Origin of the sequence: Bacillus kalamii, assembly GCF_047238185.1 — a bacterium.
GTDB lineage: Bacteria > Bacillota > Bacilli > Bacillales > DSM-1321 > Bacillus_AD.
In genome coordinates, this window is the sequence record NZ_JBDFMI010000001.1 from 3,142,811 (window position 1) to 3,164,962 (window position 22,152).

Annotated in this window: 16 protein-coding genes and 1 pseudogene; 3 read left to right on the top strand and 14 right to left on the bottom strand. The window is 40.2% G+C overall.

Translation table 11 applies throughout. The features are described from left to right. Positions 1-32 precede the first annotated feature (32 nt). From celB to fdrA, 13 genes and pseudogenes are all read right to left on the bottom strand, one after another. On the bottom strand, positions 33-1,370 hold the full coding sequence (gene celB, locus ABC357_RS15575; protein ID WP_412888393.1) for a PTS cellobiose transporter subunit IIC: 1,338 nt from the start codon (positions 1,368-1,370) through the stop codon (positions 33-35). A gap of 27 nt (positions 1,371-1,397) precedes the next feature. Continuing rightward, positions 1,398-1,730, bottom strand: a complete 333-nt coding sequence (locus ABC357_RS15580) for a PTS sugar transporter subunit IIA (RefSeq protein WP_412888394.1) — start codon at positions 1,728-1,730, stop codon at positions 1,398-1,400. Then, positions 1,730-2,041: a PTS sugar transporter subunit IIB gene (locus ABC357_RS15585; RefSeq protein WP_412888395.1), complete on the bottom strand. Its 312-nt coding sequence runs from the start codon at positions 2,039-2,041 to the stop codon at positions 1,730-1,732. Before ABC357_RS15585 ends, ABC357_RS15580 begins: the two co-directional genes overlap by 1 nt. 270 nt (positions 2,042-2,311) lie before the next feature. Further along, complete coding sequence (locus ABC357_RS15590) at positions 2,312-3,031, bottom strand: GntR family transcriptional regulator (protein WP_412888396.1); 720 nt, start codon at positions 3,029-3,031, stop codon at positions 2,312-2,314. 493 nt (positions 3,032-3,524) lie between these two features. Then, positions 3,525-4,619, bottom strand: a complete 1,095-nt coding sequence (locus ABC357_RS15595; protein WP_412888397.1) for an NAD(P)-dependent alcohol dehydrogenase — start codon at positions 4,617-4,619, stop codon at positions 3,525-3,527. A 146-nt stretch (positions 4,620-4,765) separates the two neighbouring features. Then, entirely contained in the window at positions 4,766-4,984 is a 219-nt protein-coding gene (locus tag ABC357_RS15600) for an NUDIX hydrolase (protein ID WP_412888398.1), read from the bottom strand. A gap of 12 nt (positions 4,985-4,996) precedes the next feature. Then, the gene (locus tag ABC357_RS15605; protein ID WP_412888399.1) at positions 4,997-5,143 is read right to left on the bottom strand and encodes an NUDIX domain-containing protein; all 147 of its coding nucleotides are present in this window, start codon (positions 5,141-5,143) and stop codon (positions 4,997-4,999) included. Between the two features lie 51 nt (positions 5,144-5,194). Further along, a complete protein-coding gene (locus ABC357_RS15610) occupies positions 5,195-5,938 on the bottom strand; it encodes a DUF5694 domain-containing protein (RefSeq protein ID WP_412888400.1) in 744 nt (247 codons plus the stop codon). A gap of 205 nt (positions 5,939-6,143) precedes the next feature. After that, positions 6,144-7,103, bottom strand: a complete 960-nt coding sequence (gene arcC / locus ABC357_RS15615) for a carbamate kinase (protein WP_412888401.1) — start codon at positions 7,101-7,103, stop codon at positions 6,144-6,146. A 25-nt stretch (positions 7,104-7,128) separates the two neighbouring features. Continuing rightward, complete coding sequence (locus ABC357_RS15620) at positions 7,129-8,394, bottom strand: MFS transporter (RefSeq protein ID WP_412888402.1); 1,266 nt, start codon at positions 8,392-8,394, stop codon at positions 7,129-7,131. After that, the gene (locus ABC357_RS15625) at positions 8,378-9,253 is read right to left on the bottom strand and encodes an oxamate carbamoyltransferase subunit AllH family protein (RefSeq protein WP_412888403.1); all 876 of its coding nucleotides are present in this window, start codon (positions 9,251-9,253) and stop codon (positions 8,378-8,380) included. The genes ABC357_RS15620 and ABC357_RS15625 overlap by 17 nt, the downstream gene beginning before the upstream one ends. After that, positions 9,254-10,507 carry a YlbE family protein gene (locus ABC357_RS15630; protein WP_412888685.1) on the bottom strand — a complete coding sequence of 418 codons (1,254 nt, stop codon included), beginning with the start codon at positions 10,505-10,507 and terminating at the stop codon, positions 9,254-9,256. A gap of 18 nt (positions 10,508-10,525) precedes the next feature. Then, a pseudogene (gene fdrA / locus ABC357_RS15635) lies at positions 10,526-12,250 on the bottom strand (acyl-CoA synthetase FdrA); the annotation flags it as partial. Between the two features lie 153 nt (positions 12,251-12,403). Between fdrA and ABC357_RS15640 the strand changes: the two are divergent. Together ABC357_RS15640 and ABC357_RS15645 are read left to right on the top strand one after the other, a co-directional pair. Next, the gene (locus ABC357_RS15640) at positions 12,404-14,020 is read left to right on the top strand and encodes a PucR family transcriptional regulator (RefSeq protein ID WP_412888404.1); all 1,617 of its coding nucleotides are present in this window, start codon (positions 12,404-12,406) and stop codon (positions 14,018-14,020) included. 84 nt (positions 14,021-14,104) lie between these two features. Next, entirely contained in the window at positions 14,105-14,941 is an 837-nt protein-coding gene (locus ABC357_RS15645) for an alpha/beta hydrolase (RefSeq protein ID WP_412888405.1), read from the top strand. A 360-nt stretch (positions 14,942-15,301) separates the two neighbouring features. On the opposite strand, the gene ABC357_RS15650 is transcribed toward ABC357_RS15645, so the two are convergent. Continuing rightward, positions 15,302-19,519 (bottom strand): beta-N-acetylglucosaminidase domain-containing protein, encoded by a 4,218-nt coding sequence (locus ABC357_RS15650; RefSeq protein WP_412888406.1) that lies wholly within the window; start codon positions 19,517-19,519, stop codon positions 15,302-15,304. 374 nt (positions 19,520-19,893) lie between these two features. On the opposite strand from ABC357_RS15650, the gene ABC357_RS15655 reads away from it, so the two are divergent. Continuing rightward, complete coding sequence (locus ABC357_RS15655; RefSeq protein ID WP_412888407.1) at positions 19,894-22,035, top strand: sensor domain-containing protein; 2,142 nt, start codon at positions 19,894-19,896, stop codon at positions 22,033-22,035. Positions 22,036-22,152 lie beyond the last annotated feature (117 nt).

Here is a 22,152-nt window from a genome sequence, read left to right on the forward strand (position 1 = left end):
AATGAGAATGCCCGTTACTTTATGCCCAGCTATTACATGACTGTTTCTTTGCTGCCGGATTGCACTTGTTCTTCTTTTTGTGCATCTTTAAGGGCTTTTTCTTCTTTCAATAAATTTGCACGGTCGATTACCTTCAGGAATGGGAACCAAATCGCAAATACAATGAAGAAATTGACGATTTGCAATGCTGAACCCATCAATGAGTTCGTAGCTAAATAACCGCTGATGCCAATAGGCACGGTCCATGGAACCGTCACTCCTGTTGGAGGCGGCACGAGGCCTATGCTCATGACAAAATAGGTAAAGCCGACCACTACCATTGGCGCCAATATCCATGGAACAATGATCAAGGGGTTCATCACAACCGGCAACCCGAAAATAATCGGTTCATTTACGTTAAAAATACCGGGGGCAGCGCCTAATTTGGCAACTTGTTTCATTTGTTTGGATCTGACAAATACAAGAATCGCAACAACTACCGCCAATGTCATACCTGTTCCGCCCATACCGACCGTAAACACCTCCATAAAAGGTTTAGAGATGATATGAGGCACTTCACCAGTTGATGTATATGAATCTAAGTTTTCAATGGCCAGTGTATTCCAGATCGGGTCCATTACGGAGTTCATAATAATTTGTCCATGAAGGCCAAAGAACCAAAGGATTTGGATCAGGAATACAACAATTAATGTAGGGATGATTCCTCCGCCAAGTCCAGTTAATGGAGCTTGAATCATTGTATAAATAACATCATGAAGATTGGTATGAAACGCTAATGTTACGATTGCATGGATTGCTAAAAATACGGTCAATGTAATAAATGCAGGCACTAATGCAGCAAATGACTTGGCTACCGCAGGTGGAACACCATCGGGCATTTTGATCGTAAAATCCTTCTGGACAATCAAGCGAAAAATTTCAGCTGAAATAAAGGCAGTGATCATGCCTAAGAACATCCCTTTTGCACCCAGTCGATCTAAAGAAAGAACGCCAGACACCGTTTCCCCTCCATCAGTTTCGACAACAAACGGTGTTAGGAATAGAAAACAGGCTAAAGCTACAATTCCGCCGAATATGGCTTCTATTTGATAGCTTTTGCATAGATAGTAACCTATGCCGAATACGACAAAGACCGTCATGATACTCATCGTCGCACTTTGCGCCACTCCAAATGTATCGCGCAGAGTCGTAATGGTACTGTCACTTAGAAATGAATCCAAAAAAGGAAGATTCAGCAAAACAACGACCATGGAACCGAACACAGTAAGTGGGAACGCTAACATAAATGCATCGCGCAAAACAGCTAAATAGCGATTATTGTTCAGTTTCCCTGCAATAGGCATTAAGAACTTACTAAACTTATCAAACAAGGCAGTTCCTCCTCAAAAGAAAACAATTTATTTATTTTGAGCCTTAAATATTTCCAGAATCTCTTTAACTAGTTCTTTCATTGTCAACGTGGACATTAAATGGTCTTCAGAATGCATCAGCAATAAAGAAAACGCAGTTTCCTGCCCCATGGCTTCCTTTTGGACCATTTGAAAATGAATATCGTGCGCAATATTCAAAGCTTCTTCTGCCTGCACTACTAATTGGTCTGCAATCGCAACATTTCCTTCACGATATTCACGTAAAGATTGAATAATCTTGCTTCTTGCATTGCCGCTGTTCAGAATCAATTGAAAGCTGATTTGTTCAGCTGTTAAATTCTCAAGCTGTACCTTTTCCATTATTTATCCCCCATTAACAAAAGTGCCTGCTCATAAGCCTTCTTTCCATCTGCCATTCCATACGCCATCATATCGATGACATCCACTTTTATGCCATATTGATTTGCTTCTTTTTGAAGATCGCCTTTTAAGAAACTCATTTGTGGCCCAATCAACACAACATCTGCGTCAGCCATATCCACTTTTGCTTTGTCTTGTCCGACAGCCCAGATTTTTGCCTCTTCTCCAATCGATTCTGCATGTTTTTGCATTTTTGTAACCAATAAACTAGTCGACATGCCTGAACTACAAGCTAATAGAATTTTTTTCATTGAAATCCAACCCCGTCCTCTACATTATTTATAGCGCTTTCATAATCATCAAGCAGCTGGATGAACCGTTTACATGTATTATTATATATTTTATTTTTTAAATGTCTAGACATTTATTTTTATAAATATATACATTTAATAGACTTTCCTTTTAACGACAAAAAAGACAATCACTATTGATTGTCCTCAAGGAGAGAAAACGTAAAACCATGAACGAAAGTTGGTTTTGTGCACATAGATTATTTATATAGAGGCTCTATTTTTAGCCAATCAGTTTTTGGAAACCGTTACCGTGGTGAAGACAAATTTATCATATCGATGCCTTGAAAATGAATATTCGAAAGGAACTCCATTATTCAAAAAACCAATCTGTTCCACTTCTAAAATGGGATCATCCGGTTTACAGCCCAAATATTCCTGATCCAATTCATTCGGTTTACTGGCCCGGATTTTCCGGTGGGCTCCGCCGATTTTCAAATCCAGGGTTTGTTGTATATGGTTATAGATAGAATGATCCAATACTTCACGGGTGATACCAGGTATTAACAGCGATGACATATATGTTTTCTCGATTACATAAGGTTCATTGTCTACGCAGCGCAAGCGCACAATATAATAAACGGGCGTATCGATAGTAACGGCCAATATATCAGCTACTGCCTGTGGAGGGAACTGGATATCGAATCGAATGACTTTGCTGGAAACACTATGGTCTTTAATTACATTAGTTAAACCAAGATTTTGCTCACTGATCACATTCACCTCGTCGTTCCTGATGGAGGAGGACTGGATAATGAATGTTCCGTGCCCCCTTTTTCGGAATAAAAGCCCCTCCATGACCAGAATATCCAGTGCACGCTTCATCGTCATACGGCTGCAGCCGAATTCATCACAAAGACTGTGCTCATCCGGGATCGGTTGATCAATAGGATAAAAATGTTTGTTTATTCGCTCTCTCATTTCATTTGAAATCAATTCGTACTTTTTCATCACGACCACCCTAAACTAAGTCTAACTACTAATGATAGCGTACTTGATGATCAATTATCAAGATAAGATGCCATATTAATTCTTGCAGTAGAATACAAAATGGATGGGATGGCTCTAACACTCTTCTGAAATTGAAACTCTTTCTAATGGCCCGAACTCCTTGTTCCGATTATAACGGTAGCGTCCAAACCAAAACTAACAGCCGTTTTGGCCTCCAATCCTGCATCGTTAAAAAGCGTCAAGGCTTTCCCGTCTGGATTTGGCTTATTTCCATTAAAAGATGTCCACCCTCCTCAAGCTAACAAGAAGCTTCATCTGCCATTTTATGCACATGGAGGCAACAAGTATTGCCACATTGATATTGCAGGAGGATTTGCCCGCAAAAAAAAGAAGCTGCCGCCAGCTTCTTTTTCCAATCTTCATTCGCCTTAATTATTTCTTATCACAGAATAGGCTTCGCACATACCCCTATTGATAGACAAGATTACATTTATCAATCCATTAAAATGATCGGTTTAATCACTTTTCCGCTCTTAGAGTCTTCAAATGCTTGTGCAACTTCCTTGAATGGATAGAATTTCACAAGTTTATCAAATGGGAATAATCCTTTTTGATAAAAATCGACCAATTTCGGGATAAATAATTGCGGCACAGCATCTCCTTCAACGACACCTTTGACAGTAACCGCTTTAATGACAATTTCATTTGTCACATTCAAAGTCAAATCCTTTTTGCCCACTGCCACAGTTGCCATTGTTCCTTTTATCTTTAAGCATTGTATGGATTGTAGGGTAACTGTATTGACCCCTGTTGTTTCAAATGAATAGTTTGCCCCTCCACCTGTGATTTCTCTTATCTTCTCTACAGGATCTTCATTCATACTGTTAATCGTATGGGTAGCCCCTAATTCCTTTGCCAATTCCAATCGATTATCATGGATATCTACAGCAATGATGGTTGTGCAGCCGGCGATTTTAGCCGCCATCAATCCGCTTAGGCCCACAGCTCCTGTTCCAAATACAACTAAGCTGCTGCCTGGTTCAGGGTTTAATGAATTCAATACGGTTCCGCTTCCGGTCATAATTCCGCAGCCCAACGGCCCCAACAAACGCAAATCTGCTTCTTTTGGGACTTTAACAATATTTTTTTCATCTACAACTGAATGGTAGGCAAAGGAAGATTGCCCGAAAAATTGTGAAATATCGCCATTTTGTTGATCGTGCAATGGCGTAACATGATTTTTGTTTTTGCCTGAAAAGTTAAGCTCCATCATATTTTCGCAGGCACCTGCATTGCCGCTTAGACAGTTTTCACAATGGCCGCAATAGGCAAAGCCAAGGACAACATGGTCACCAGGCACTACAGAAGTGACATTGCTCCCTACTTTTTCTACAATTCCGGAGCCTTCATGGCCAAGAACGACCGGTCTAGGTGTAGGCATCGTACCATCCAATACAGTTGCATCTGTATGGCATATTCCCGAAGCGATGACTTTTACCAATACTTCATCATCTTTAATGTCATCCAGAACGATTTCCCGAAAATCAAAATCCTTCTCCGGAGTGGAAACGATCGCATTTGTTTTCATGTGTCAGTCCTTCTTTCTGCAAATAAATATTATTTCTGTTTCCGAAATATTCGTAACACGAAATAAATATATGCCTAAAAAAATAGCGGGTCAACTAATTTGCCCGCCATATAAGGCGATCATCCGCTTGTCATTTTCTCGAGATACTATATTACTATTTTAAATAAGGATTGTTTATATCCGTCAGGAATGGCTGTATCTTCAATTTCCTCTAAAGGAACCCATCTATACTCGGAGTGCTCCTTGCTTATGGCGATAGAATCATGCGCACTGCATGAACAATGGTACATAACGATAAATACAAATTGGCCTTGGAATACCTCATAAACCCATGTATCAATAATGGGATCAACTGAACAATCCAATCGTAATTCTTCCTATATTTCCCGCTTCAAGCACTCTTCCGGTTTTTCATGCCCTTCCAGCCTTCCCCCTGGCAATTCCCATTCGTCCCTGTCATTTTTCAAAAGTAAAACTTGATTGTTTTCCGTAATGATTCCTTTTATAGATATCGGCAATTTCAAGCTCAGCTCTCCAATCTTTCAGAATGTTTTTCTTAAAAAGTATTAGTTTCACTAATTCTTTAAATATGTACTTGGATATTCCAGTATAAAACGATCGCTTTCTCTTATGAATTGCTGCAATAAATATAGATGTCCAGCCCCATAGATAGCCAATATCCGCTCCTCTTTGGCTTCCGCTAGCTCTGCTATCTTTTTATAAATGAGGAAATTCCGATAATACCAATAATGGCAAATCCATTGTATTCCGACCGTGCTGTTTTTATCCCCAACCAGCGCGAGATCCATATATATTCTGTGATTCCTTTCGATTTGAGCAGTTTGGTTATGGAATAATATATATTCTTTCATAGTGGAAGAACGGGCTCTGTCATTTGATTCCCCGGTTATCTCCGTTAATTGCTGAAAAATGCTCTTTGATATGGTTGTCTCATGAGTTGCTGCGTAATCAAATGCATCGGGAATCCCCGCTATTTCTTCATTCCAATCGATTGCGTAAATATCGCGGTGCCCCATTTGCTCTGCTAAACGGAATCCCAGTTGATGGCATTCATTGATGGTTAATGCAAGATGGCCAGAAATGTATTTTTGATAGGATTTTGTTAATTGGGCTTGGCTTTTATACGGGTACTCCAAGGCAATTTTAGTGGGGGCAAACTCTTTCAAGCAGTCAATGACCTCACTTATTTCCGCTTGTTTTTTTGAGGATTGAATATCTAATTGCTGTGTGGCACTGTAATCTTGGAGGCCCATTTTGTCAAAGTGGTCGGTTCCAAGTATCATGATTATTGGTTTCAATATCCTTTCCTCCTTGGTTTCATTCATAAGGAAAAATGCTCTTTTCAAATAATTCGTTTTTTCTTTTGCAATCCCTCTTTTAAGATCACCTGATATGGATATTGTCTTTTCTCAATGCATTTCTTTTCAGATCAAAAAAGACCGGCTTATTAATCAGCCGGCCTTCATATGTTCCACACACTTTTAAACGGTTAGGCTACTGCAATTACTTGCTGAGAACCTCTTCATGTTGCGGGAGTATATGTGTTCCACTCTTTCCGGCAAGTGCATCTACCGCTTCATATAATGAGCAGATAATAGCTTCCTTGCCGGCTTTGGCGAATTCAATTGCTGCCTCCATTTTCGGGCCCATGCTTCCATCGGAAAAATGTCCCTCCTCCAAATATTGAACAGCTTCACCCAATTGAACATTTTCTAATTTTTGTTGATTTTCCTTTCCGTAATTCAAGTAAACATTGTTTACATCCGTCAAGATCATTAAAACATCTGCCTCTACTTGTTCTGCAAGGCGCAGGGCTGAACGGTCCTTATCAATGACAGCATCCACGCCTGTCAATTCGCCATTTTCTTCCCGGATAACCGGTATGCCTCCACCGCCGGAAGCTATTACGATCACATCATCTGCCAGCAGTTTTTTAATGGCGCCTACCCCATGAATAAGCTTCGGCTGTGGAGATGGAACAACCCTGCGATAGCCCCTGCCAGCGTCCTCTTTCATCACCCAGCCTTTTTCTTCTGCCAATTTCTCGGCTTCTTCTTTAGTAAAGAATACACCAATAGGCTTTGTCGGATGCTCAAATGCTTCATCTTTTTTATCTACTTCTGTCTGTGTAAGCAGAGTAGCTACCTGCTGGGTTAACCCTTCTCGTTTAAAGGCATTTTTCATCGATTGCTCCATCATATACCCGATTAGCCCTTGGCTTTCCGCACTGCAGGCATCGACCGGTGAAGGAGGGACCACTTGTTTTGCCTCTTCATTTTGCCGCAGTATATTGCCGACCTGGGGCCCATTTCCATGTGTAACGATCGTTTCATATCCAGCCTTGACAATTTGAGCGATTAAATTGCAGCTTTCATCGACGTTTTTCTTTTGATTCTCAAACGTAGCCTCCTGCTTTGGCTGTAAAATAGCATTCCCGCCTAGGGCAATCACGACTCTTTTCATCTGTAACCCTCCATCTATTGTCTAATTAATTGTTATATGTGACTTTTTCTTTAGCAAAAAGCATAAATATCATCCCTACAACCAATAATCCTGCACTTAAGTAAAATCCGGTTTGCATGGATCCAGTTGTATCTGCAATTGCCCCGGTAATATAAGGAGCAAGAATAGAACTGGACATACCAATGAAGTTATAGCTGCTTAGGGTCGTGCCGAGCGATCCTTTAGGCGCATTTTTAGCAACAAATGCCACTAGGATTGGATCAAGAGCCAACTTACCGAATAAACCGTAACCAATCAAGGCGATAATAAGAATGGTCCGATCCGTCACAAATGCAACTGCAATGATACAAACGATGGCAAGTGGCACCATCGTAAAGACAAATACTTTGGTACGTTTTAATTTATCTGCTAAACGCGCGAAGATAATGGCACCTGGAATACTTGCCCAAGGAACCAAAGAAGAGATGAATCCAACGCTGCCTCCTTCAAAGCCCCTTTCCGTTTGCAGGAATTCTGGAAGCCAAGTTACCACTACGAAGAAACCGTATAAGGAACAAAAACACATGATAAATGCCATTAGAAGATTCCGGTTTTTAAAGATGGAGCCGAGTGAAACCTTTTCCGCTTTTGCTGCTTCTTCAGAAGAATTGGCATTTTGATCTTCCGGACGTATAATTTTCTCTTTTAAAAACCAAGCAAAGAGTATGGCCATTATAACTGTAGGTATGGTCATTACATAAAAAGGTACCTTCCAATCCATACCGGCCTCTAATACTAAATAACTGCTTATCAAATAGCCGCCTGAAATACCGAGTGCCTGTCCACTATTGATAATGGCCGTTCCCAAAGTTAAATGTTTTGTAGGAATGGCTTCAGTGGACAATGCATATTGAGGCCCGTAATAGGTCCCTTCCCCAATTCCGACAATGAAGCGGATAACCATAAGCATGGCGAAAGATGATACTAAACCAGTCAAACCAGTAAAAACCCCAAATATTAAGAATCCTATCCAAATGACCAATTTCCGTCCAAATTTATCCCCCAACATTCCGCCGGGAATCTGGAAAATGGCATATGCCAAGAAAAACACACTGTTTATAAGGCCTAATTGCGATTTATTCAGATTAAATTCGTCTGCTATATGGCCCATGATCGGATTTAAGATTGTCCGGTCGGCATACATAAGGACCCAGCCTAACGTAAATAACGTAATGACAACCCAGTAATAGTTCTTTGAAACTGGTACTCTTTTTTCTTGTCGTACATGGTTATTTTTATCTGTTAATTCCATGTGTAAGCCCTCCTTCTTTTTTGTGTATTACTATCTGTAGAGCAGCCAACAATCCAAATAACGTATCATATCCAGAGCTATGCCCAAATGAAACCAGTTCTCCACACTTTTTCAACAGATTCTTTCCCTGAAGAGAATGTACGACTTCTATTAAAATGGAGGTCGCAAATCCTTGGCCTGCTGCATGCAAATAAGCGTTACTGACAGCAGTGGTTTGATAGCCATCCGGTAATTCAACATCTTCCCCGAAAGCCTGTAGAACGACCATCAGCCCTGTTACTAAATCGTCACCGCTAGGCGTCAAGCCAATTCCTCGGCCCAGAAAGTAGACAGCCCCTTCTGCTGAATTTTCCTTATTTACATATGTATCGATCAACTGCCACAATCTCCTTTGATCCTCGGAAAAGTATCTATTGAACTCCAGTGGCAATGAAAATGATAATCCGGTTTTTTTCTCTACATGCCCTTTTCTCATCCAATCCTCCAATTGTGCATAAGCCTGATACAATTCCAAAACCGTTAAATCGATTTTCGGAATTGATAAAGAGCGTTCTTTCAATTCAAGGAATGTAAGTTGTTTTATACGTGTACTTCCATAAAACATGATCTTGCCAGGGTGGAACACGACAACCTCTCCGACTTTTACGCTTTCTGAAAGCAAGCTGTATGCCGCATCATCTAACATGACGCCAAATGGGATATCAAAGTGGCTTTTATTGCCGAAATAAATCAATTGGTCCCCGATCATGATATTAAAGCAATTATGGAAAATGCTATGGATATGGCCGTATTGCCGGCCTTTTACCAACTGGGCAGCAATTGGACCAACTGCCGCCCTCGTTGTAATTTTTTGGATCATTTACTCAATGCCCATTTTTTCAGCATATGCTTCCAATGCTTTAATAAAGCAATCCAGCGGAGCCCGGACAGTTCCGGCGCCAACCTGTCCGATGCCAGCTTCTTTATGTGCGATACCCGTATTGATAAGCGGAGTAATGCCTGTTCTCACGACTTTACGTATATCGATGCCCAGCGGCGTTCCTTTGAAATCCCAAGTAGGAATTGAAAAATTAGGATTATTCGCCAGAACAATTTCCTGCATTTCATTACTAATGTTCAAGGCATCTTCAAAACCGCCCGCTCCTACAAATCGTGTCACTCCAGGCGCAGCAATCATGGACATCGCTCCGACACCAACTGTTTCTGTGATGGCACTATCCCCAATATCCGGGTTGGCATCGGATTGGGAGAAGCCAGTGAAGAATAATCCATTAGGCGTATTGACCGGTGCAGTGAACCATTGGTCGCCTAGGCCACTGATTCGGATGCCGAAGTTCTGGCCATTCCGTGTTAGCGTTGTTACAACGCAGCCTTCTTCAATTTGGCGGGCACCGTCCACAATGGCTTTACCGGCTGCCATCATAATATTCAGGAAGAACTGGTCTGTATCGGCCAAGAATTGGATGACCGCCGATTTCTTTTCTTGTTCAATATCTAATTCAGTGATCAACGGGCTCATTTCTTTTAAGAATAGTAGACTAGCAGCAATGTTTCTTTGATGGAATTCATCGCCCATTGTAATTGCTTTAGCAATTAGGACATTTAGATTCAATCCATTTTCCTTTTTACGGAGTGCTTTGCTTATCACAGGGCCAAGAATGTTTTTCATCCACTTAAGACGCTCAATGACTTCATCGGAATACGCCCCGAAGCGAAGCACTTTACCGATGCCTTCATTCATTGTGCAATACGCCTCATTGCCGTGGACTGTATTCTTCACAACTAAGACAGGCATGTTGGCAGAAGTAATGCCGCCCATTGGGCCAACCGCTCTTACAGAATGGCATGGAAGAAATTTGACTTCTCCATTTTCCAACTGGCGCAGCGCATCTTCTTCATTGCTTGCCCAACCTTCAAATAAAGCGGCGCCGATGCATGATCCTTTCATCGGACCGGTCATATCCTGGAATTGGATCGGCGGGCCTGCGTGCAACAACACTTTTTCGTTCAATTCAGGTATAACTGTATGTGCTGGAACCACATCTGTTAAAAATGGGGCTGCTTCTTTGAAGCGTTCGATCACACGTTGGTTTTGTTCCACTAATCCCGGCAGCTTCTCTAATTTATTCAGCAGCTTTATTAAATGCCTATTTCCATTCGCCACTGGTTTCCATTCAAATTGAACCGCTTTGCCTCCATGTGAAATGATGGGAGCCGTAAAACTTTTGACGCCAACATTGATTACACGCGGCATATTATTTAACAGTTCTGATACGTGAGAGCTAGGTGCAGGCACTTTTATCTTCTCCACTGATCCTCTATGCGTTGAAATCGGTTCGTGGCTGATCTCTTTTCCGATTAAATGAAGAGCCGTTAGTACAGCTGCTGTATTGCTTTCACAAACAATAGCGCCAGCTTCTTTCAATGTTTGTTGCGCTTGATCATATTGTTGAGGGTCTTGTGATGTTCCGCACACAGTTGTCACAAAAACCAACTCTCTTCCAGACTCTTTAGCCTTTTGGCGAGCCTCCATAATCGCAGGGGATAAAACGCCTGCCATATCAGGGTGCGATCCATAGCCCAGCACGACATCCAATAAAATGACAGCAGTTGCTGGATCTTCACTGGATTGATGGATAAATTCAATTCGTTTTTCCGGATCAATCATAGGGTGAGGCTTTCCTTGGGTGTATATATCATCACCAAGGTCAACAACTTCAAACCCTTCTGTCTTCAATACATATCCTTCTTCTTTAATGAGTCCTCCAAGCCCTAGGGCATCAGAGATTAACATGCCTGCCTCAGATGCCAATGTTCCACCCGAATAAAGCCCCTTAATGGTCACTTGATCGTCTTGAAGGTGGATATCGTCCACTTTAGGTATATTCACCAAATATTTAGAAGCAATTTCTCTTCCAGATGCTAGATCCATAGCCATTTGGGCTGTCTCTTCCAACGTATAGGCCAAATGCACATTTTCAAGATGATATTCAGGCTTTTCACCTAAGAAAATGGCGACTACAGGCTTAGATAGGCTATTCAGCAATTGGACAACTTCATCTCTCACTTCCTTTGCAGGCGGTTTAGAGATAACTGCAATCACCTCTGTCGGTTCATGGGCTTCCAAGCCAAGGATGGCATCCTTCATGGTTACAGCGCCGATTGCATCTGATAAATCGCGCCCTCCTGTGCCGATGGCGTGAACAACACCGCCGCCTAAACGGTCAATAATCGTGCTGACTTCCTGGATTCCTGTACCGGATGCCCCTACTATTCCGATATTTCCGGCTTTCACACTATTGGTAAAGGCGAATGGCACACTGGAGATGATGCCTGTCCCACAGTCCGGCCCCATAACAAGAAGGCCCTTCTCATGCGCTTTTTGCTTCAGGCGTTTTTCATCTTCAATTGGCACATTATCACTGAAAACAAAGGCATGAAGTCCATTATCAATAGCATTTTCAATTTCTTCAGCTGCATAAATGCCCGGCACCGAAATTAATGCTATATTGGCATCTGGCATTTCTTCCAATGCTTGGTCCCAAGACTTTACATCCTTCATTGTTTCATCTGTTTTCTTTACGGATAAATCCGCTAAAAATTCTTCTGCTGTTTGCAGCACTTCTTCTACTTTTGATTGATTCTCTGTATCTACGACTATGACCATATCACTGGGATTAGCTTTTTCTACATCCTCCGAATAAAGCCCTGATGTTTTAAAAATATCTTTGTTGGCTTCCGTTCCCATCATGATAGAAACTTTATTGACGCCCTCAATGCCCGATACTGCATTTGTAAGCAGCATTAAATTAATTGAGTCCTGATAATGATTAGGCTTGATTTTTGTATAAATCATATAAATTGCCTCCTATTAATGATGAATGAATCATTCCTTACATCTAAAATTGTAAAGGGATACATGTTAAAATACATTTGAGGGCTAGGATAAATTATAGGATTTTTTTTATCTCCAGAGGATAAATCCATACGAATGAAAGAGGTGTAAAAAATGTTAGTGAAAGATTTGTTACAATTACCTTCATTGAAAAGCAGCAAGTTAGTGAGCGGGATATCAGGATTGGATAAAGAAGTAGTCGATATCATCGTCATGGAAGCCCCTGACATTGAAAGTTGGTCGATCCCAGGACAAGTCCTGATGACAAGTATGTATAATTTTTCAATGTCCCCCCAAGAACAATGGACATTCATATCTAAGCTATCTGCCCATCAAATCTCGGCACTTATCATTAAAACAGATAGATTTATTAAAAATATCCCTGAAACCTTTATCGAAGCCAGCGAATTTTTTAAGCTTCCTATCATTCAGATTGAAAATCATGTGAAGTACAACACAATCATTATCGATGTAATGCAATCTTTATTTAACACAAAGGTAAAAAGGCTCGACTACTATAGAGAGGTACATAATTATCTGATTAGCCTGACACTGAAGCGATCAGACATAAAGGAAATATTGACTGTTTTCTCGGGACTGGTAAATAATCCAGTTACTTTTTATAAGGATGACAGTAATGTGTTCACTTCGCATGATTATGTATTGGACATGGTACCGAACGGACAACAAGAAAAAGAGGACCATCTCCAAATGCAATTCCCTTACTTTTTCAGAAACGCTACATATCCACAATTGGGCAATGGGATATACAGACAAGTGATTGTACCGATCGAGGTAGAACAAATCAGCAAATCGACGCTTCTTATCCATGAAATCAACCGTTCAGTGAAAGACCTTGATTTCATGGCTCTTGAGAATATTGTCACCTTTATCCAAATGGAGCAATTGCGGGACTTTGCTGTCACGGAAGTGAGGCAGAAATACAAGGATGATATTTTTGATGACCTATTAAATGGCCGTTATTCAACCAATGAACAAATAACAGAAAATGCCCGTATCCTGGGATTGTCCATTGAAAAATCCTATCGCATCATTACATGGCGGCTCTTCAAGATGAGCAAAGACTATATAGAGCATAATGAAATCCGCCTTGCCTGGAATGTAGCCCAACAAGTACAAAGATACAATTTGAATATGATATATAAGATCCGCACTAATTCCATTGTGTTTATTGCCGACACAGATTTAAACGATGAGGAAGTTAAAAAGATCATTCAACAGGTGTTTTCTGCCGTTGCCGATATATATAAGGAGAAACAAATCAAAGTCCAAGTCGGAATCAGTTCCCCAGTAACATTAGACACACTCAGCAGTGAATATAATAAATCATTAAAAATTATTGACCACAGCATCCTGTTCGGGGAAGAGAATTTTGTCCATTGCTACAGGGACATCGGTATCTATCAACTTTTGGCAATGGCTAAATCAAAAGAGCAGCTCTTGGAACTTGTTCCGCAAAAACTGAAAAAGTTAGAAAAAAAGGAATTACTGATTACGCTTAAAACCTATTTGGACCATAATCAAAAGTTGAAGGAAACCGCTGAAGCCCTTTTTGTCCATTACAAAACGGTAAGCTATCGCCTTGAAAAAATTAAACAAATTACGGAGATACGATTTAATAATCCAGAGGAAATATTACAAGTAAATATAGGGCTAAGGATACTACATATATTAGAAAAGGATCATTTGTCTTTTTGGGATAAAAATTAACTTTCTTTTTAGCAATTTAAGCAATAGCTTTCTATTACTCTATCAATTACTTTAAAGATACAAACGAAAAAAAGGAGTTTTTTCATGTGCCATTTATATCGTTTTTCACAAAAAGATAATGTACAGTTAACAGCTCGTGTTTACCCCCTCGCCACTGATAAACCGGCCATTCTGTATGTACATGGCGGCGGATTGCTTTATGGCAGTAAAGATGATTTGCCAGAACCATATATTCAAGCCTTCTTAGCAGCAGGCTATCCTTTTGTCGCCTTTGATTATCGTTTAGCACCGGAAGTGGCCTTGCCTGACATTTATTCCGATATTCAGGATGCTATAAAATGGTTCAGCAATCATTGCCGCGAAATCGGCCTTTCCCATAGTCGTTTTATTTATTTTGGCCGTTCGGCAGGTTCATATTTAACCTTTTTGGCAGCTAACGATCCAAGCCTTCCAAAACCCGAAAAAATGCTTTCTTTTTATGGGTACCATAGATTGGATTTCAAAGAATTTACCGCGCCTGGATACCAGCATGCCATTTCTGTACCTAAACGCTTAATTGATTGCCTAGTGGAAAAGGAGCCATTAGTGGATGGACCGATCCAAAAAAGATTCGCATTATATATTTATGCCCGACAGTCCGGCACTTGGATCCAGGAATTACTTCAAGGATCATTTCAAAAGATAGATGCCTATCAACTTAAAGAATCCGATTTACAGGCTCTCCCCCCTGTTTTTATCGCGCAATCGAGAGAAGACCAGGATGTGCCTTTTTACGTAGGGGAGATGCTCCATGACAAAATACCAATCAATGAATTCTATATCGTTGAAAAGGGAGAACATGACTTTGACCGCGATCCTTCCAATAAAATCGCTTCAGAGGCTTATCGAAGAGCCATTGCTTTCTGCGATTCAAAGGCATAGCTAGAATACATATACACGTGTAAAAAGCTGATTAAGAAGATCAGCTTTTTTATCGTTAATGCCTGAAAGCAGCTCCATCAGCACCCTGTCCGTGATGGAGACTCCCCCCTTCCGATTTGATGGTTTTATGCGAGATCCTCACCACAATATACTTCTGTATGCTGTTTAGTGGCATTTAAATAATCCATTGGAAAAGGGATAAAGCTCCACGGGAAGCGACCATCATAGAGCAGCAGACACTTGTTCATGTCAAATGGAGCAATTGTTCCAAACGTATTTCCTCATTATTTTTCCACATAATAAGGCACCCCTGGAGAAAGGAGAAACATCATTCCCCAGGGGTGCCTTGGTCTCTTTTTATTATTTTAAGGAAGAAAGAGGGACAAAGCCTACTTTATTTGTAGCTGTTTGCACGTATGCCCATTCTCCGACATCATAGCCTATCTTCACTTTATCGCCTTTTTTCAGGGTATCGATTTGTTTATACGAATCGGATGGCCCTTTGTGGATTGAAAGAGAATCCTTAATGACAGTCATCTCTTGTTTAAATGTTACTTCTTGATTTCCCAATCTTAGGTTAGCATCGATCGCTCTTGCCAGGAAGACAGAAAAATCAGCACGGATCAGATTCAGTTTAGCCCCGAAAGTACCGTCCGTCATCCCTTGTGAAATTCCTTTCGACATAAGGGCTTTGGCTGCTTCTGATTGTGTGTTTCCGCTATTATATCCGAATGCTCTGCTGATCATAATCGCCATTTCACCGCGGGTCACTTTTTCGTTAGGCTTGAATGAACCGTCTTTGTAACCGGAAAGGATTTTTTTATCCACAGCGGATTGAATGTATCCGGAAGCGAACATACTTGCCCCGACATCCTTGAAAGATGTTTTTCTTTTTGTCCCATCCAAATTCAATGCACGTCCGATCATTGCGGCAGCTTCCGCACGAGTCACTTGCTGATTAGGATTAAAATTTCCTTTTTGGTCTCCAACTGTGATTTTCCCTTGCGCCAAATATTGAATTTCTGTATAAGCCCGATGTGAAGGCCCTAAGTCTTTAAATGTAATAGTCTCCGCGTTAGACACAGATGTATTTTCAGTGATTACCTCGAAAAGTTCAGGCTGCTTTGAACCGGCAGTGAATTCAATAGAAATTTCAACGATTTGTTCAGTCTTATTTAGTGTGAACACATTATAGCCTTTGGATAATTTCCCTAATTCAATGTATTTATTCTTATCCGTGCGGGCAATTACTTTTGCGTTTGAGATTGTGCGTTCATTTTGGAAAATCTGCACGCGGTTCATTTTTTTGCCTTCAAAAAGGTTATACACCACTTTATCTCCCGCTTTGACCTCGCTTTTCGGGATGAACGATGTCTGGATATTATTATCCATCAGGTTATTCAAGCGATGTTCATCATTCAACGGCTTTACCGTAGATAGGAATTCAACTTCTGCCTGCGGGTTATTGACAGAGAAATCGGACATACGGAACCATGAGTCCGTACTATCGGTTGCTGTCAATCGCAAATAACGGGCATCGAAGTCAAGGTCATGCATGTTCAAGCGTTCCGGAATGCTTCCTTCCTTCAATACTTTCCAGCTTTTCCTATCCACTGAATACTCCAGCTTTCCTTCGCGTATGCGGTCAGCTCCGGAATTCAAGTCAGAGATCAATTGGACATTGCGGATGTTTTTCACTTTGCCCAGATCCAATGTCACATAATCTCCTTTTTGGACAGGAGAGCTTGAAATAAACGCATGATCTAAATCCCCATCAATGATATAGTTCTTATCATTGTATTGTGGCCACGATGCGGATAAACCTTTCCGGTTTGTTTCTACAGAAAGATCTCCTCTTCCCTCTACATGTACAGCCATACTGAAAGATTCCTTCGTATTAGTTGTTTTATCAGCTGTATATTTCACTTGTTTCACAGCAAGAGGTTTTTTAAGCTCCACTTTATCATTGCCCTTAACAGTAGCAAAGTCGATCCAGTCTCTGCCGTTGATTGTATACGACAGCTTTCCTGAACCGCCGTTTTTCAATTCAACAGATGAGATATAATTATAGTCTGCAAGTTCGATTGCCGCATAGTCATTTTTCTTGAATTTCACGCCTTTGGCCGTTGAAAGACTATACACGTCTTCCGTATCTACAACTGTTCTCTTTAGACCTGCTTCTTTTACGCCATCGACATTTGAATGAATGCCGCTTGCAGTCGGACGATTCACCTCGAATTCACGGATAAATAGTTCATTATCCTGATCCTCTGTGGCCGTATATTTAATATAGCGTGCCGATGCGTTAACTATTTTGGATATTTCATGGTCACTATTGTTTTGGATAACAGCAGTCCATTTCTTGCCATCCTCCGAAATCTCCAAATTGCCCTTCATCATCGTTTGGTCGCTGTTCGTGCGGCCCATATTCATATAAATATTCGTTAGTTTCTCAACTTTTCCAAGATCAACGGAAATGAAATCTCCCGCTTTGATTGTATTTTTCGAACGGTATGCCGTATCAAGCATGCCGTCCACCATTTTATTCAATTCATAAGGGGCCTTCGTATTCAGCCAATCCTCATGCTTTAATGGCTGCAGGTTTTCAGAAACTGAAATGGTATAGTCATACGTTTTTACAGCTTCTTTTTCTACCCCCTCAAAAAACAGTTCATCCGTTATTGTATTGGCTTTACTAATAAATGCAGCAAGCACTTCATCCGAAATGACAGCAGTTGATTGGTTTAATTCTTCTATTTTGACACTTAATTTGGATTTTAAATCCCACCATTGCTGAGTATCCTTATACATCATCGCTACGACCATATCACTGGCAGTAGTAGCTGCATCTGCGTATTTACCCAATTTATCAAGCTGCCTGTTGATCTCTTTCATTAATTTAGGATCCTTCAATCCGTTCTTTACTTGTTCAACAGCATTCTTGACATTCGTAAATTCTTTTTTCAAAGCCGCAATTTCTGCTGTCGGGATAACGCCTTTCTCTACTTTTTCCCAATATGCATCCATGACAGCCTTCATTTCAGGTGCATCGGCACGGCCTGTATCCAAGCGGGTGGAATGGTCAGCGAACACCTTGAAGCTATCTTTTAATTCCGTGCCTACAGTCGATTCAATTGCTCTGTCCCAAGCCTTATTGTAATCATACTTCGCTGTATTCCAAGCATAGTCTGCCCCTGTATGGATGGATATTTTTGATGCTTCTGCAAAACTCATCGGGTTGATGATGAAGCCGCCGATACTTTCATTTAGATTATTAGGCAAATTATAGATCGGCCCAAGAGCCAGCTTTTCTTCCTTGTAGTCATTTACAGGGTAGTTCCACCATAATAACATGTCTCTTCCATATATATCTTTTATCTTTTTGGCATCCTCAGGCGTTACACCTTCTGACATAACATTTTCACCTGTCCACATCACTTCGATGTCTTTATCCAGCGTGCGTGAAAAATCCTTTGTATATGTCTTTAGCTCTTCGCCGTTAAACATGGACGTACCCCAATATTCTGTCGGTACAGTTATCAATGGCGTCACATCGCCCTTTGCTTTAACAAAATCTTTATTGAATCTGTTTAAAACAGTTGCCTGGCCGACCCCATCGACGATAAAGATATCGTCCCACAGGATGGAGAAACTGCGCACGCCCATTTCATACAATGCTTCCGCTTTATCCAACAGAGCCTTGTAGTCTTCCGGATCCACTTCATGTGTTTCCTCATTAAAGCGGATATCCTTCCCTGGAGAAATGGCAAATACAAAATCTACCTTATTTTCCTTAGCTGTTTCGATCAGTTCCTTCATACGGCCTAATTCTTCAGCAGGATATGGCTCTCTCCATTTATCGCGATGGTACGGATCTGATTTTGGGGCATATATGTACGAATTGATTTTATTCTCGCCATAAAATGCAAATTGGTTCAATCGAGCTTCATGGCTCCAGGTCTCGCCGTAAAAACCTTCCACAATAGCGCGTAGATGCTGTGTCGGATGGTCCTTAATATACACTTCCGGTACGTGGACGCCATCCTTTTCTTTCTCGACTAGCTGCTTCAATGTTTGGACGCCGTAAAAAGTACCCTTCTCATCCTTACCTTCGATCGCAATATGGGAAGTGCCTTTTTCATCGGCTACTGTTGCCAAAACATATCCTTCAGCCGTAGTCAATTTGCTGGCGTCATCTTTATGTAAGTCAGTAAAAAATTGATTTAATTCATCAATTTCATCTTCATCTTCTCCAATAAGGATTGTTGTATCATCCTTATTGAGCTCCTTATTTACTTTAATGCCGTATTTAGCCAATAGCGAAGTTAATTCTCTCATGGCGTCCTGATCTGCCACTTCTTTACCGATAATATTGACCGAAGAAGTAAAGGTGAAGTCATCCCCTAGCTCATTAACCACTTGCGGAGTCGGGCTTAATTTTTCAATTACATTGTTAACAATCATTTTCTCTTTTTCTTCAGTTGATGCGTCATTTGCGAACACAGTCATTGGAATAGTGGATGCTGCTAAACATGAGGCTGTTACGATGCCTAAAACCTGCTGGTGCCTTTTTTTCAATCTCTTCTCTCTCCTTCGATTGCAGTAAGCTAATAATTTTTTTGGTATAATAATATGTATGCGCTTACAGATTTAAATATAGATAATTAATGGAAAAGTGTCAATGTATTTTATTATATTAATATATAAAAACATAACGATTATCAGGCAATTCTCTCAAGCCTTCTACTATATAAGGACATAGCTTGAATGCATAAAAAGGGCTTTCTTATGCAACAAACAGAGCAGATTCACCTAAGATTTGGCTATATAGCAATGCCCACATGCAATGGCTTATTCAAATAGTTGTCATAAAGAAAAGTTTATTAACCTTATTGCTGGATAATAAAAGAAAGAGAGCTCAATTATTTCACATAATGCGAGGATATCCTATTATGAAAAAACAAAAAAAAGAAACCAGTGAACCGTTATCGAATTCGGATGAATACCATATTCTTATGGCTTCTCTAGGTGTTAGCGTAAGCAAACATTTACTTGACGAACATTTTACAGTTGTATGGGCGAATGATTACTATTACGATATGTTCGGTTACACAAAAAGGGAATATGAAGAAACATTCCACAATAAATGCAGCCTCTTCTTTACCAATAACCCAGTTGAATGGGATTCGCTTGCTGCTACTGTAGAGGAAACCATTAAAAACGGTAAAAAATACTATGAATACGTTGGGCAAATGCCTCATAAAAGCGGAAAGATGATATGGGTGCGTTTAATTGGCCATTTCATTGATGAGTATATAGATGGTTATCAGATTTCTTATTCAGTGATGTCCGATATTACCGAGTTCATGAACGCCCAGACTGAAAAAATGGTTACTTATAATAATATTCCAGGATTCGTTTCAAAGTACAGAATTACAGAAGAGGGTTTTTCAGAAATATACGCAAATCCGAATTTTTATGAATTTTTTTATAAGGATCCTGCTATTTGTCCGCATGATTATAGCTTATCGGAGCTAAAAAAAATGGGAATGGATGCTGCAAAAACTTCAGCTATGCATAAGAAAATGCGTAATGGAGAATCGGTAAATTATACGTATCAATATCAGGATGCACATAATAATGATATATGGCTAAAGATGATTGGAGAAAAAATAGACGAGATTAATCATGATCCCATTTATCTATTTATTTGTTCAGATATAACAGAGATTACCAACCAAAGGGAAATTCAAAAAGAGATGAACAAACAACTTGAACAATTGGCTTTTGTAGATCCTATTACGTCAGGATTAAACTATACAAAATTTGAAATAGAGGCCGAGCGACTAATTCGAAAAATGCCTTCCAGCACTTATGCGCTCGTATTATTAGATGTGCAAAAGTTTTCAATTGTAAATGAGCTGTTTGGTATTGATTATGGAGACCGTGTTATCCAATTTATTCATAAAATAATTAAGGCTAATCTGCAAGGTGAAGAGATGGTTGCTCATCTTACGGCTGATAACTTTATACTATTATTGAAAGCCGAAGCCCCTTATTCCATAGAAGCTCGTTTAAATGACATTGCTAATGCAGTCAATTGCATGAAAAGTGACTCAGAAAATTCAAGCAAACAAGCCCTTTCTATGAAAGCGGGCATCTATGTAATCGATAATCCTACTTTGCCGCTCATCAGTATTCGTGACAGGACAAATACTGCTATGAAAAATACTTCTATTCTGTCTGAAGGCAAACTTTGTGTATGCCATTTTTACAATGAGGAAAATCGGAACAAGCTTATCCGCGAAAAAGAGATGGAGGCTAGAAGATTAAAAGCGCTAGATGAAGAGGAATTTGTTGTCTTTCTCCAACCAAAAATTTGCTTAAAAAACAAACGTGTCGTCGGTGCGGAAGCACTTGTACGCTGGCAAGACCCCGAGCTTGGAATGATAGCCCCCAATGAATTCATCCCTTTTTTTGAAAAAAAAGGGGCATTTATCATTGAATTAGATCTATATGTTTTTCAAAAAGTGTGTGCAACTCTTCAAAAATGGATACTACAAGGCGTAGAATTGATTCCCATTTCCTTCAATGTGTCAAGGGCCCATTTTTATGAAAAAGGGTTTCTTAGCCGGTATGAAGAAATTAGAAAATCGCATCATATCCCACCTTCCTTATTAGAATTTGAAATTACCGAAACGCTTGTGTATTCTGCTTCCCACATTTTAATTGATGCTATTGAGCAGATTCGTTCATTAGGTTATACATGCTCAATTGATGATTTTGGGAGCGGCCTATCTAGTCTTAATATGTTAAAAAATATTTTCGTCGATTCAATCAAATTGGATCAAGCCTTTCTGTCAAAGTCTTCTTTTGGGAAAAAGCGTGAAGAAGCCATCATTACTTTTGTAATAAGTTTAGCGAGAGAACTACAGATGACTACTGTTGCTGAAGGTGTAGAGACGGAAAAGCAGATAGAATTTTTAAAAAGGGCAGGTTGTGATCATGTACAAGGCTATTTTTTTTCACGCCCATTGCCTATTAAAGAGTTTGAAATGTATACTTTCGGAAAAATGATGGATAAACCTGATTAATCATATCAAACACAAAAAGACCCTAGTTATATTTAATTGTAGCTAGGGTCTCAGAGTCCCTCCAAAAAAAAACCTATGTTGTTGCCAAAGCCCTCTTTTTAAGTGAACATTCACCCT

Bases quoted from the DNA above. Each gene is read 5' to 3' on its own strand.
- ABC357_RS15580 (WP_412888394.1), bottom strand. From the start codon at position 1,730: ATGGAAAAGGTACAGCTTGAGAATTTAACAGCTGAACAAATCAGCTTT.
- ABC357_RS15585 (WP_412888395.1), bottom strand. From the start codon at position 2,041: ATGAAAAAAATTCTATTAGCTTGTAGTTCAGGCATGTCGACTAGTTTA.
- ABC357_RS15590 (WP_412888396.1), bottom strand. From the start codon at position 3,031: ATGAAAAAGTACGAATTGATTTCAAATGAAATGAGAGAGCGAATAAAC.
- ABC357_RS15595 (WP_412888397.1), bottom strand. From the start codon at position 4,619: ATGAAAACAAATGCGATCGTTTCCACTCCGGAGAAGGATTTTGATTTT.
- arcC (WP_412888401.1), bottom strand. From the start codon at position 7,103: ATGAAAAGAGTCGTGATTGCCCTAGGCGGGAATGCTATTTTACAGCCA.
- ABC357_RS15620 (WP_412888402.1), bottom strand. From the start codon at position 8,394: ATGGAATTAACAGATAAAAATAACCATGTACGACAAGAAAAAAGAGTA.
- ABC357_RS15625 (WP_412888403.1), bottom strand. From the start codon at position 9,253: ATGATCCAAAAAATTACAACGAGGGCGGCAGTTGGTCCAATTGCTGCC.
- ABC357_RS15640 (WP_412888404.1), top strand. From the start codon at position 12,404: ATGTTAGTGAAAGATTTGTTACAATTACCTTCATTGAAAAGCAGCAAG.
- ABC357_RS15645 (WP_412888405.1), top strand. From the start codon at position 14,105: ATGTGCCATTTATATCGTTTTTCACAAAAAGATAATGTACAGTTAACA.
- ABC357_RS15655 (WP_412888407.1), top strand. From the start codon at position 19,894: ATGAAAAAACAAAAAAAAGAAACCAGTGAACCGTTATCGAATTCGGAT.